The 12885-nt window shown below is 63.2% G+C and carries 11 protein-coding genes and 1 pseudogene; 5 read left to right on the top strand and 7 right to left on the bottom strand.

Annotation, left to right across the window (positions count from 1 at the left end; genetic code table 11):
- Positions 1-30 precede the first annotated feature (30 nt).
- From preA to ACSQ3S_RS07350, 5 genes are all read right to left on the bottom strand, one after another.
- Positions 31-1326, bottom strand: coding sequence for an NAD-dependent dihydropyrimidine dehydrogenase subunit PreA (preA, locus tag ACSQ3S_RS07370; protein WP_353399979.1), 1296 nt, complete (start codon positions 1324-1326; stop codon positions 31-33).
- Positions 1326-2696: an NAD(P)-dependent oxidoreductase gene (locus ACSQ3S_RS07365; RefSeq protein WP_218087959.1), complete on the bottom strand. Its 1371-nt coding sequence runs from the start codon at positions 2694-2696 to the stop codon at positions 1326-1328. The genes preA and ACSQ3S_RS07365 overlap by 1 nt, the downstream gene beginning before the upstream one ends.
- A gap of 112 nt (positions 2697-2808) precedes the next feature.
- A complete protein-coding gene (locus ACSQ3S_RS07360; RefSeq protein ID WP_413446986.1) occupies positions 2809-4311 on the bottom strand; it encodes a CoA-acylating methylmalonate-semialdehyde dehydrogenase in 1503 nt (500 codons plus the stop codon).
- Positions 4312-4333: 22 nt separating this feature from the next.
- Positions 4334-5449: an alanine dehydrogenase gene (ald, locus tag ACSQ3S_RS07355; RefSeq protein WP_436141986.1), complete on the bottom strand. Its 1116-nt coding sequence runs from the start codon at positions 5447-5449 to the stop codon at positions 4334-4336.
- 13 nt (positions 5450-5462) lie between these two features.
- Entirely contained in the window at positions 5463-6779 is a 1317-nt protein-coding gene (locus tag ACSQ3S_RS07350) for an aspartate aminotransferase family protein (protein WP_413446988.1), read from the bottom strand.
- Positions 6780-6998: 219 nt separating this feature from the next.
- Here ACSQ3S_RS07350 and ACSQ3S_RS07345 point away from each other — a divergent pair, with 219 nt between their 5' ends.
- Together ACSQ3S_RS07345 and ACSQ3S_RS07340 are read left to right on the top strand one after the other, a co-directional pair.
- Complete coding sequence (locus ACSQ3S_RS07345) at positions 6999-8474, top strand: PLP-dependent aminotransferase family protein (RefSeq protein ID WP_353399964.1); 1476 nt, start codon at positions 6999-7001, stop codon at positions 8472-8474.
- Positions 8456-9136: a TetR/AcrR family transcriptional regulator gene (locus ACSQ3S_RS07340; RefSeq protein ID WP_353399962.1), complete on the top strand. Its 681-nt coding sequence runs from the start codon at positions 8456-8458 to the stop codon at positions 9134-9136. Before ACSQ3S_RS07345 ends, ACSQ3S_RS07340 begins: the two co-directional genes overlap by 19 nt.
- On the opposite strand, the gene ACSQ3S_RS07335 is transcribed toward ACSQ3S_RS07340, so the two are convergent.
- Positions 9099-10028: a choice-of-anchor A family protein gene (locus ACSQ3S_RS07335; protein ID WP_436141985.1), complete on the bottom strand. Its 930-nt coding sequence runs from the start codon at positions 10026-10028 to the stop codon at positions 9099-9101. The two genes, ACSQ3S_RS07340 and ACSQ3S_RS07335, sit on opposite strands and share 38 nt — an antisense overlap.
- Before the next feature lie 170 nt (positions 10029-10198).
- Positions 10199-11278, bottom strand: a complete 1080-nt coding sequence (locus ACSQ3S_RS07330; protein WP_436141984.1) for an FxDxF family PEP-CTERM protein — start codon at positions 11276-11278, stop codon at positions 10199-10201.
- A gap of 172 nt (positions 11279-11450) precedes the next feature.
- Between ACSQ3S_RS07330 and ACSQ3S_RS07325 the strand changes: the two genes are divergently transcribed.
- The 3 genes and pseudogenes from ACSQ3S_RS07325 to ACSQ3S_RS07315 all read left to right on the top strand — a co-directional run.
- Entirely contained in the window at positions 11451-12011 is a 561-nt protein-coding gene (locus ACSQ3S_RS07325) for a GNAT family N-acetyltransferase (RefSeq protein WP_436141983.1), read from the top strand.
- A gap of 102 nt (positions 12012-12113) precedes the next feature.
- Positions 12114-12380, top strand: coding sequence for a hypothetical protein (locus ACSQ3S_RS07320; RefSeq protein ID WP_413446989.1), 267 nt, complete (start codon positions 12114-12116; stop codon positions 12378-12380).
- Positions 12377-12838: pseudogene (locus ACSQ3S_RS07315) on the top strand (sensor histidine kinase); the annotation flags it as partial. The gene ACSQ3S_RS07320 and the pseudogene ACSQ3S_RS07315, both read left to right, overlap by 4 nt.
- Positions 12839-12885: the final 47 nt, after the last annotated feature.

Raw genomic sequence — 12885 nt, 5'->3', positions numbered from 1 at the left:
CTATCGCTGCAAGTTCCGTACCCGAGATGTCTATGCCGTTTCGGTTGCCTTCACGTTTTCCGCGCGCGGGTTGCGCGGGTCCTGCGTCCAGTTCATGTATGGCTTGCCGGTATCCTGCGGCACCATCGTGATGCAGCCCTGCACCGGACAAGTGATCTCGCACAGGTTACACCCAACGCACTCTTCCTTGATGACTTCATACGTGCGCGTGCCGGTGGCGGCGTCGATCAGCTGCGCGATCGACTGGTGCGAGGTATCTTCGCATGCCACGTAACAGCGGCCGCACTTGATGCAGTCGTCCTGGTTGATCTGCGCGATCACCTGGTAGTTCATGTTCAGGTATTTCCAGTCCGTCGTATTCGGCACAGCCTTGCCGACGAATTCGCTGATACTCTTGTAGCCCTTCTCGTCCATCCAGCGCGACAGGCCGTCCTTCATCTCTTCGACGATGCGGAAGCCGTGCAGCATGGCGGCGGTGCACACCTGCACGCAGCCCGAACCCAGCGCCATGAATTCCGCCGCATCGCGCCAGTTGCCGATGCCGCCGATGCCGGAAATTGGCAGGCCCTTGGTCTGCGGATCGCGTGCGATCTCGGCCACCATGTTCAGTGCGATCGGCTTGACCGCCGAACCGCAATAGCCGCCGTGGGTGCTGGCGCCGCCGACGATGGGGAAGGCCACCATCTGGTCCAGGTCCAGGTGCGTGATCGAGTTGATGGTGTTGATCAGCGAAACCGCGTCCGCACCGCCGGCCTTGGCGGCGCGCGCCGGGGCGCGCACGTCGGTGATGTTCGGCGTCAGCTTGACGATGACCGGCAGCTTCGAGTGCGTCTTGCACCAGCGCGTGACCATCTCCACGTACTCGGGAACCTGGCCCACGGCGGCGCCCATGCCGCGCTCCGGCATGCCGTGCGGGCAGCCGAAATTGAGTTCGATGCCATCGGCGCCGGTCGCTTCCACCAGCGGCAGGATATCGGCCCACAGTTTTTCTTCGCACGGCAGCATCAGCGAGACGATGATGACGCGGTCCGGCCAGTCCTTCTTGACCTGCGTGATCTCTTCAAGGTTGATCGCCAGCGAACGGTCGGTAATCAGCTCGATGTTGTTGAAGCCGAGGACTTCGCGGTTCTTGCCGTAGTGCGCCGAATAGCGCGACGACACATTGACGGCGGCCGGATCCTCGCCCAGCGTTTTCCACACCACGCCGCCCCATCCCGCTTCGAATGCGCGCACCACGTTGTAGGCCTTGTCGGTCGGCGGCGCGGACGCCAGCCAGAACGGATTGATGGACTTGATGCCGCAGAATTCTATGCTCAGGTCAGCCATTATGCAGCCTCCTTCATACCGTTGATGTCTTGGTGAATGGCGTGCGCCGCCAGTTTTCCGTGCTGTACCGCCTGCACGGTCAGGTCCTGTCCGGGCGCCACACAATCGCCGCCGGCGTAGATACGCGGCAGGACTGTGCGGAACTGATCATCGACGTGGATTTTGTCGCCGTCGCGTTTCAGCGTTTTCGCCAGTGGATCACTGATGCTCGTTTCGTCCATGCTCTGGCCGATGGCTTTGAAGATCGCGTCGGCCGCGATCTCGAAAGTCTCACCGGTGCCAGCCAGACGGCCGTTGGTGATTGCGGTTTTCTCGAAGCGCATGCCGCGCACGCGGCCTGCTTCGTCCAGCAGCACTTGCTGCGGCTGGGCCCAGGTGCGCATGCGGACCTGGTTTTCCTTCGCAATATGTTGTTCGTGTTCGGTGGCACTCATCGCGTCGAAGCCACGGCGGTACACCAGCGTGACTTCTTCCGCGCCCAGGCGCTGGATCTGTACCGCCATGTCGATGGCGGTATTGCCGGCGCCGATGACGATGGCGCGCGCGGGCAGCGGCAGCTTGCTCAGGTCATCTGCCTGGCGCAGCGCGGCGATGTAGTCGACGGCCGCCAGCAGGCCGGGCGCGTCCTCACCGGTCAGGCCCAGCTGCTTGCTGGCGCCAAGGCCCAGGCCGAGGAACACGGCGTCGTACTGCGCGTGCAAATCCTTCAGCTGCACATTGCCGCCGAGTGCCTGGCCGTGCTTGATCTCGATGCCGCCGATTTGCAGCAGGAAGTCCACTTCCTTCTGCGCGAAGTTGTCGGTCAGCTTGTACTTGGCGATGCCGTATTCATTGAGGCCGCCGGATTTCTCCTTGGCCTCGTAGATCACCACGTCGTTGCCCAGCATCGCCAGGCGGTGCGCGCACGACAGGCCCGCAGGCCCGGCGCCGACGACGGCGATCTTCTTGCCGGTCGATGCGGCGCGCTTGAACGGGTGCTCGCTGATCGTCATGTTGTCGATGGCGTAGCGCTGCAGCAGGCCGATCTTCACCGGCTGGCCTTCCGCATCGTGATTGCGCACGCAGGCGTCCTCGCACAGGATCTCGGTTGGACAGACGCGTGAGCAGCTGCCGCCCAGGATGTTCTGCTTCAGGATGCCGACGGCCGCGCCGTTGACGTTGCCGTCGTGGATATTGCGGATGAAACTGGCGACGTCGATATCCGATGGGCAGATGCGCGTGCATGGCGCGTCGTAGCAATACAGGCAGCGCGAGCTTTCAATCGCGGCCTGGCGCGCATTGAGCGCCGGCGCCAGGTCGGTGAAGTGCTCCGCCAGCGTGGCGTTGGCTTCCTTCGGCTGGGGCATGTATTTGAGAGATTCGATCATCATACGATTTCCTGGCTAGTGCTTGGAGAACGTCATCCCCGCGAAAGCGGGGATCCATACTTCGCGTGATGCCATGCTGTGTATGGATTCCCGCCTGCGCGGGAATGACGGGAGCTTACTTCATCTGAGGGAATGCAAATTCTGCGCCAGCGCTTGCGGTGTTCGGCCAGCGCTGCATCACCGCCTTGTGGCGCGTGTAGAAACGCACGCCCTCGGGACCATACGCGTGATGGTCGCCAAACAGACTGCGCTTCCAGCCGCCGAAACTGTTGAAGGCCATCGGCACCGGCAACGGCACGTTGACACCGACCATGCCCACCTGGATCTGCCGCACGAACTCGCGCGCCACGCCGCCGTCGCGGGTGTAGATCGCCACGCCGTTGCCGTACTCGTTGCGGTTGATCAGTTCCACCGCACTACCAACGTCCGGCGAGCGCAGCATGCACAGCACGGGGCCGAAAATCTCTTCCTTGTAAATCGTCATATCCGGCGTGACATGATCGAACAAAGTGCCGCCGATGAAGAAGCCGTTCTCGCGTCCTGCCACGACATGGTTGCGCCCATCGACCACCAGTTTCGCGCCCTGCTCCACGCCTTCGCCGATCAAGCGCTCTATGCGCTGCTTGGCCGCGCTTGAAACGACAGGCCCCATTTCGGCGTCGGACGCCATGCCGTCGCGCACTTTCAGTGCGGCGGTGCGCTTTGCCAGTGCATCGACAATCTTGTCGCCGGCATCGCCGACGGCCACCACCACCGAGATCGCCATGCAGCGCTCGCCGGCGGAACCGTAGGCCGCGCCCATCAGCGCATCGACAGTCATTTCCATGTCCGCATCCGGCATCACGACCATGTGGTTCTTGGCGCCGCCCAGCGCCTGCACGCGCTTGCCCGCGGCGCAACCGCGCGAGTAGATGTATTCCGCGATCGGCGTCGAACCGACAAAGCTCACCGCCTGTACCACCGGATGATCGAGCAGCGCATCGACAGTCACCTTGTCGCCCTGGATGACGTTGAACACGCCGTCCGGCAAACCCGCTTCCTTCAACAGCCGCGCATGCAGCAGCGACGGCGACGGATCGCGCTCGGAAGGCTTAAGGATGAAGGTGTTACCGCACGCCAGCGCCACCGGGAACATCCACATCGGCACCATCACCGGGAAGTTGAACGGCGTGATGCCGGCCACCACACCCAGAGCCTGGCGCATCGACCAGGCGTCGATGCCGCGCGAGATCTGGTCGGTGAATTCGCCCTTCAGCATCTGCGGGATGCCGACCGCGAATTCCACCATCTCGATGCCGCGTGCCACTTCGCCCTGCGCATCGGCGAAGGTCTTGCCGTGTTCGCGCGTCAGCATCGCCGCGAATTCGTCGGTGTGCTGCTGGCACAGCTGCAGGTACTTGAACAGGACGCGGGCGCGCGTCAGCGGCGGCGTGGCGGACCATGCGGGGAAAGCCTTCTCCGCCGCGCGCACGGCGGCGTCGACTTCTTCCGTCGTGCCCAGCGCAACCCTGGCCACCGGCTCGCCCAGCGCCGGATTGAACACGTCCGCGTAGCGGCCGCTTTGCGTATCGACTTTGACGCCGTTGATGTAATGGGTGATGGTGTCCAGGTTGCTCATAACGTTCTCTCTAAAATTCGGATCAGCCCAGCAGGGTGTCCGCGTCCACATACGTATAGCCAAGGCCATGCGCCACCGCTTCATAGGTGACGTGGCCGAGACAGACATTCAAACCGTTCTTCAGGTGCGGATTGGCCTTCAGCGCCTTCTGCCAGCCCTTGTCGGCCAGCGCCACCGCGTGGCCTATCGTTGCGTTGTTCAGTGCGAAGGTCGACGTGCGGGCGACGGCGCCCGGCATGTTGGCCACGCAGTAGTGCACCACGCCGTCGACCACGTAGGTCGGCTTCTCGTGCGTGGTGGCGTGCGACGTTTCAAAGCAGCCGCCCTGGTCGATCGCCACGTCGACCACCACCGCGCCAGGCTTCATGCGCGCGATCATGGCCTTGGTCACCAGCTTGGGCGCGGCGGCGCCGGGCACCAGCACGCCGCCGATGACCAGGTCCGCATCAAGCACCGCTTCCTCGATCGAGTGCGCGTTCGAGAACATCGTCGAGATGCGGTTGCCGTACACCAGGTCGAGCTGGCGCAGGCGGTCGATATTCTTGTCCAAAATCGTCACGCGGGCGCCGATGCCGACCGCCATCTGCAGCGCGTTGGTGCCGACCACGCCGGCGCCGATGATGGCGATATGGCCTGGCGCCACGCCGGGCACGCCGCCCAGCAGCAGGCCCATGCCGCCCTTGGATTTTTCCAGGTGCGCGGCGCCTGCCTGGATCGACATGCGCCCCGCCACTTCGCTCATCGGCGCCAGCAGCGGCAAGCCGCCGTTCGCGCCGGTGATGGTTTCGTAGGCGATGCAAACCGCGCCGGATTCCACCAGGGCCTTGGTCTGCTCGGGGTCCGGCGCCAGGTGCAGATAGGTGTACAGGATCTGCCTTTTCCGCAGCATGGCGCATTCTTCCGGCTGCGGCTCCTTCACTTTGACGATCATCTCGGCACGGGCGAAGATCTCGCTCGCCTCCTCGACGATGGTCGCGCCGGCGCCTTCATACATCGCATCGCTCAGGCCGATGGCGACGCCGGCGTTTTTCTGCACTACCACTTGATGACCACGCAATACGAGTTCCTTGACGCTGGCCGGGGTAAGGCCGACGCGGGACTCCTGGTTTTTGATCTCTTTTGGGACGCCTACCAGCATGGTGTTCTCCTTGTCAGTCGAGGTTTTTCAGTACAGTCGTCAGCTTTCCAAAAAGTTCGTCGATATGTTTTTTCTCCAGCACCAGCGGCGGCGACAGCGCGATGATGTCGCCCGTCGTGCGTATCAGGACGCCGTCGGCAAAGGCCTGCTTGAACGCGGCGAAGGCGCGCGCGCCCGGCTTGCCGGCGATAGGCGCCAGCTCGATGCCGGCGATCAGGCCGATGGTGCGGATGTCGATCACGTGCGGCAGTCCCTTGAGCGAGTGCACCGCATCGGCCCAGTATTCGGCCATGCCGGCGGCGTGTTCGAGGATCTTCTGTTCCTTGAACACTTCCAAGGTCGCCAGCGAGGCGGCGCAGGCGACCGGGTGGCCCGAGTAGGTGTAGCCGTGGAACAGTTCGATGCCGGCCGGCGCTTCCATGAAGGCGTCGTGGATGAATTTTTTGCTGAACACCGCGCCCATCGGGATCACGCCGTTGGTCAGGCCCTTGGCGGTGGTCATCATGTCCGGTTCGACGTCGAAGTAGTCGGCCGCGAACGGCGTCGTCAGGCGGCCGAAGCCGGTGATCACTTCATCGAAGATCAGCAGGATGCCGTGCTTGGTGCACAGCTCGCGCAGGCGCTTCAGGTAGCCCTTGGGCGGAATCAGCACGCCGGTCGAACCAGCCACCGGCTCGACGATGACGGCGGCGATGGTCGACGCGTCATGCAGCGCGACGATGCGTTCCAGTTCGTCGGCCAGCTCGGTGCCGTATTCCGGTTCGCCGCGGGTGTAGGCGTTCTTCTCGAGGTTGTGCGTGTGCGGCAGGTGATCGACGCCGGGCAGCATGACGCCGTAAGGCTTGCGGTTGCCCGCGATGCCGCCGACCGAGATGCCGCCGAAGCCGACGCCGTGGTAGCCGCGCTCGCGGCCGATCAGGCGGGTGCGGCTCGCCTCGCCGCGCGCCTTGTGGTAGGCCAGCGCGATCTTCAGCGCCGTGTCCACCGCTTCGGAGCCGGAGTTGGTGTAGAACACGTGGCCGAATTTGTGATTGGTGTACTCCATCAGCTTTTCGGCCAGGTCGAAGGCGGCCGGGTGGCCCATCTGGAAGGTCGGCGCGAAATCCAGCTGGCCGACCATCTCGCGCACAGCGGCGACGATCTTCGGCTGCGCGTGGCCGCAGGGCACGCACCACAGGCCGGCGGTGCCGTCGAGGATGGAGTTGCCGTCGACATCCTTGTAGTACATCCCTTCGGCCGATACCAGCAGGCGCGGATGCGCCTTGAAGTCGCGGTTGTTGGTAAACGGCATCCAGAAGGACGCCATCGATTCAGGTCTGGACTCGTTCATGCTCATCTCCTGTGATACAGCTCAATTCAGCTTCGAGTTTGCTCGCAAACGTAAGGATTTTTTTGACGAACCGTAAAAAAATTTACCAGTTGGCAAAATGATGATGCAATAATAGACAGCGCAACAACTATGGCACAGATACACAAATATCAAAACTGTCCAACCGTACTGGCAACAAAAACACTACAGTTTTGCTTTACGCAGCAATTGGAGTCAAGGATGGACCTAGCGAATCCTGTGATCGATCAAGCCGACTGTCCGCCCGGAGCGGCCGGCTGGCCCGTGCTCGCCATAGAGCGCAGCAAGAAAGGCAGCCTGGTCGACCAGATCGTCGCCGCCATCAGCGCCATGGTGGGACGCCGGGAGTTGCGCATCGGAACCAAAATGCCCTCCGTACGGCAATTTGCGAAGTGTAATGGCATCAGCACCTTTACAGTTGTCGAATCCTATGACCGTCTGGTGACCCTGGGACTGTTGTCATCGCGCCGCGGTTCCGGCTATTTCGTGGCCCGCCAGGACGTTCCCGCAACACTGCTGCCTTCCACGCTGCAAGCCACGCCGACAGCCATCGACGCCCTCACTCCCGACCTGTATTCCGGCACCTCCGAGGCGCTGGCCGTGGGGGCCGGCTGGTTGCCGCCCGAGTGGTACGGCGAGGACACCATCCTCGACGCCGTGCGCCACGCGATGCGCATCCCGGCCAACCGCCTGCGCGGCTACGGCCACCCGCTGGGCTTCCCGTCGCTGCGCCAGCAGCTGTCGTCGACGCTGAGCGACGAGCTGTTCCCGGTCGAGCCGGAGCAGGTGCTGCTGACCCACGGCGCCACCCACGCCTTCGACCTGATCCTGCGCACGCTGACCAAGCCGGGCGACACCGTGTTCGTCGAGGATCCCGGCTACAGCAACCTGCTGTCGCTGATACGCCACCACGGCTGCGTGCCGGTCGGCATTCCGCGCGGCGAGAACGGCCTGGATTTCGACACGCTGGCCAGACAGGCGGCGCAGACCCAGCCCAAGCTCATGTTCGTCAACACGGTGCTGCAAAACCCGCTGGGCACCTCGCTCAGCGCGGCGCAGGCGCACCGCCTGCTCGGCCTGGCCGAGCAGTTCGACTTCTGGCTGGTGGAGGACGACATCTACCGCGAGCTGGCGCCGCGCGGCGAAGCCTCGCTGGCGGCGATGGACGGCCTGCGGCGCGTGATCCGCGTCGGCAGCTTCTCCAAGACCTTGTCGCCGGTGCTGCGCGTGGGCTCGATCTGCGCGTCGGCCTCGCTGATCCCCGAGCTGCTGCGGGTGAAGATGCTGGCCGGGCTGACCACCTCCGAGATCAACGAGCGCGCCGTCTACCACGCGATCACCGCGCGGCCCTACAAGCGCATGGTGGACAAGCTGGCCGCGCAGCTGGAGGCCGGTCGCGAACGCACCATCGACAGCCTGCGCAGCGCCGGCATGGAACCGCTGGCGCGGCCGCGCGGCGGCATGTTCGTCAGCGCCGGCTGGAGCGATGCGCCCACCGCCGACTGGAACGGCAAGATCATCGCCGACCAGGCGCTCAAGTCCGGCATCCTGCTGTCGCCGTGCGACTTCTTCATGCTGCGCGCACCGGAATCGATCTGGTTCCGGTTCAACGTGGCCTACACCGACCAACCTCAACTCCTGACCTTCCTGAGACTCATATGCCGACAGCAAAACTGAATGCAGAGCCAGCGCCGAAGATCAAGCGGCGCGTTCTCAACCGCGACAAGCTCGAAGCCGACATCGCCGCCGAGGCGGTGCGCGTGTTTGCCGAATGCGGCTACGAGGGCACGTCGATCGCCACCGTGGCGGAAAACGCCGGGCTGTCGAAGCAGAACCTGATGTACTACTTCCCGACCAAGCAGGCGCTGTACCAGCGCGTGCTGGACGAGGTGCTGGACGAATGGCTGGAACGCATGGAAAACCTGGCCGCCGAGGACCAGGATCCGCGCGAGGTGCTGCGCACCTACGTGCAGGCCAAGCTGAAGTTCTCGCGCGAGCAGCCGTGGGCGTCGCGCGTGTATGCGATGGAAGTGATCAGCGGCGCGCAGCTGTACGGCGAGCAGATACAGAGCCGCGTGGTGCCGCTGGTGCGCAAGGATATCGAGGTGTTCGAGAAGTGGATCAGCGAGGGCAAGATCGCGCCGATCAACGCGACCCACCTGCTGTTTGCGATCTGGGCGATGACCCAGTCCTATGCCGATTTCTCGGCGCAGATGGCGTTGGTGTTGAACCGCAAACAGCTGACGAAAAAAGACTTCGACGATGCCGAGAAGGTCATCGTCGACATGGTGCTGGCGGCGATCAGCGTGCCGCAGCCTGCTTGCGGCGGCGGGCAATAAAGCCCATCAAACCCAGGCCGGCCAGCAGCATCGCGTAACTTTCCGGTTCCGGCACAGGACTGGTAAAACCTTGTATGTTGGTCGCCTTGAAGAAGTGGTTGGCGTTGATCTGCACCGACGAGCTCCATGAATCGACGATCACATTCCCGTTGATCACGCCGCTGCCGCCGGTTACGCTGGCCTTCGGTGCCAGGATGTTGGCGGTCAGGCCGGTGTGCACGCCCAGATCGGTCGCCTGATAGAAGTTGAACAGCACGTTGTAATTCTCGAAGCCCTGGTAGCCGCCGTTGAAGCTGGCCTTGTCGCCGCTGACGTTGAAGATCAGCGTGGAGCCAGCGTTCAGGTTGCTGAAGTTGAAATAGGTGACGGAGGACAGCGACTTGGCGTCGATATCGATCACTTCGACAGCCTTCTTGCTGCCGGTGATGTTCAAGCCGCCCCACTGGACCGCCGCGCTGCCGGTGGTCGCCAGCTTCGACAGCGAGGACGAGGTGCTCTTCAGCTGGGTGCTCAGCGCGCCCAGGTTGACCGGCGCGGTACCGGTCTTGACAGGCGAGTACATGTCGACCTGCTTGGTGACGCTGGTCGTGCCGCCGACATAGGTGTCGCCGTTCTTGATCGAGCCGCTGGTGAATTTCAGGTTGCCGCCGACGATCAGCGAATAGCCGCCGAACGCATCGACGTTGTTGTAGTTGACCGAGTAATTGTTCAGCTGGACATCGCGGCCGGCCATGATCGCGCCTTCGACGTCGGCGCTGGGCGCCTTGAAGTCGGTGAACGAAAATACATTGGCGCCGCTCAGCCCCAAATCCAGCACGGCAGCCTGGGCGCCGCCCAGCGAGGCGATGGCGAGCACAACGGCGGAAACAGCACTTTTCGCGACAGCAGGCATAATGTTCCTAAAGGCAATTTAAGTTACCCCAAGGATATCACAACTTCATATTTCATTTCTGAATCACAAGTAAAAACACGCCGGCTTCGCTTTAAATGCGACGAAAAAAAATCAACGATGACCAAATGGCCATCGTTGATCCGGGGTATTGCAGCGCTGTCGGGGCCGGCTTATTGCTTGCGGCGGCGGGCGACGGCGCCCATCAGGCCCAGTCCGGCCAGCAGCATGGCGTAGGTTTCCGGTTCCGGCACCGGCGCGGTCGGGATGGTGCCGCTGAAGCTTTGCAAGTGGACTTCGCCGTACTGGTTCAGCGTCTTGGCGAACACGCCGCCTTCGACGTTGGCGCCGCCCGTATTGCTGAAACTGCCGTCCGCGACCAGCACCTGGCCGCCGAAGGTGCGGCCGACGCTGACGCTGGTGTCGTGGCCGGCAAAGTTCCAGATCAGCTTGCTGCCCAGGCTTTGCGCCTGGTTGAAGTTGGCCATCAGGTTCAGCGTGGAGTCGTTGGTGTTGAAGATTACCGTGCTGGCGTTGCTCAGGTTGAACGAAATATCCGTGGTCGTGGACGAGAAGATCTTCGTGTCGAGCGCGGTCAGGTCGAACACCAGCACGCCGTTGACGCCGCTGCCGTTCAGCGTCACCTGGTGGTCGTTGTTGCTGAAGACCACCGAGGTGCCGGCGGTCGCCTGCAACGACGACAACTGGCTCGACAGCCCGGTCATCACCGACGAGAAGTTGGTCGACGTCGATGCGGCCAGGGTGCTGTTCATGATACCGGTCGGGGCGTTGAGTACGTTGTTGTTATTGGTGCCGCTATAGCTGGCGGCATGGCCCTTGCCGTTGAAGTTGACGCTGGAGGCGCTGCCGACGATCCAGGCGTCGCCGTTGAAGCTCGAATTGCTGGCCGAGCCGCCGACATAGGTGCTGCCGCTATTGACGTTGACGCCGCTGGCGTTGCCGCCGACCACAGCGCCCAGGCCGTTCACATGCGTATTGCCGCTGTAATTGCCGCCCACGGTCAGGCCGGCGTAAGCCGAGGCCGGCGTGTCGTTGACGTGCTGTACATAATCGCCGCCGACGGCGTCGCCGCCCACGTAAGTGCGGCCGTCGACGTGCGAGGTCGAGTTCAGGTTGCCGCTGACCACCACATTGAACTGGCGCAGCATCTCGGTCGCGCTCAGCGGGGCGGCCTGGGCCGCGCTGGAAACCATGGCGACGACGGCCAGGGCAAGACGGGTACGGGTGATCATCAATCTGTCCTCAAGAAAAAGAAGGAGCGGCCTTGCGGCCACTCAACAATTACCAAATATTAATAACAATTGCAATTAGCATATCATAATTTCCTGTCAGCAGTCCATCGTAAAAGCACATTTTGATAATAATTACGCTAAGCTAGAGGGCTGTTACCTCTCGAGTATCGCCATGCCCAGCTTTGAACCATTCCAGCTGCACACTCCGCGCATGACCCTGCGCTTTGTGGAAACCGCCGACGCCGCCGCCATGTTCCGCCTGTTCTCCGATCCGGAAGCGCTGCGCCACTGGAGCAGCGCCCCCTGGCTGGACATTTCCCAGGCTGTCGACAATATCGAACAGACGCAGCGCGCCTACCTGGACGGCAGCGCGCTGCGCCTGGCCATGGCGCTGCCGGACGGCGAGGTGATCGGCACCGCCACGCTGTACGCCTTCGACCGCCGCAACCACCGCTGCGAAATCGGCTACATGCTGGCGCGGCCGCACTGGGGCCGGCGCTACATGCAGGAGGCGCTGGCGGCGCTGATCAGCCACGGCTTCGGCCCGCTGGAGCTGCATCGCATCGAAGCCGATATCCATCCCGATAACATTGCCTCCGCCCGCCTGCTGGAAAGCCTGCATTTCCAGGTCGAGGGGCATCTGCGCGAACGCTGGTTCGTCGGCGGCGAAATCTCGGGCAGCACCATCTACGGCCTGCTGCGCAGCGACTGGACCACTCATCGCGTGGAATAACCGGTTCATTCCGCCGAAACCGCCGTTGGTCGGAATCCTCTGTTGGCCATGGGAAGGCTTTGTTACAGTGATTCCATCGCAACGATTTGATGGAGACACGACATGAGCAAATTCAACAGCCAGGCGGTGGTCGATCTGCTGGAAGAAATCTTCCACGCCCTCGCGCAAACGATACGGTACGGCGTGCGCCTGGTGCAGCGCATGTCGCCGCCGGCGCTGCTGGGTGCGGCGCTGATCCTGGCCTTCATCCTGACCATCCTGCCGCTGGCGATGGTGCTGTTCGCCTTCTTCCTGCTGCTGAAGATCGCGGTCGGCGCGTGCGTGGTCGGCAGCCGCCGCCAGCGCCGCCACCAGGAGCACAAGCAATGAAGAAATCCCGGCTGGCCAAGGCCGGCTACGACAACGCCAAGAGCCTGCTCGACATCGTCCGCGAGATAGGCGAAACCGCGGTCAGCCTGTGGTGGCGTTTCTTCGACTGGCTGGCCCAGGTCGAGTGGCGCAAGCTGATGATGATCTGGCTGCTGTTGCTGATCTTCGGCCTGACGCCGTTCGGCCTGCCGAAGCAGACCGGCGCCTTCATCCTGCTGTCGTTCGGCCTGAAGGTGCTGGCCGGCGGCAAGCGCAAGGCCGAGATCGAGGCGCGCCACGCCACCAGCCACGCCGACGAGGAAGGCATGGAACGGCGCGTGGTCGAGGCGCGCATGGCCGCGCTGCAGGCCCAGGTCGAACCGCACTTCCTGTTCAACACGCTGGCCCTGATCGGCCAGCTGATCGAAACCGATCCGCCGCAGGCGGCGCGCATCCACCAGAACCTGATCGACTACCTGCGCGCCACCTTGCCGCAGATGCGCGCCAAGGGCGCCGGCACGCTGGG

It is taken from the genome of Duganella sp. LjRoot269 (assembly GCF_964254095.1).
Classification (GTDB): domain Bacteria; phylum Pseudomonadota; class Gammaproteobacteria; order Burkholderiales; family Burkholderiaceae_D; genus Rugamonas; species Rugamonas hordei.
This window is presented reverse-complemented; position numbering and strand designations above follow the sequence as displayed.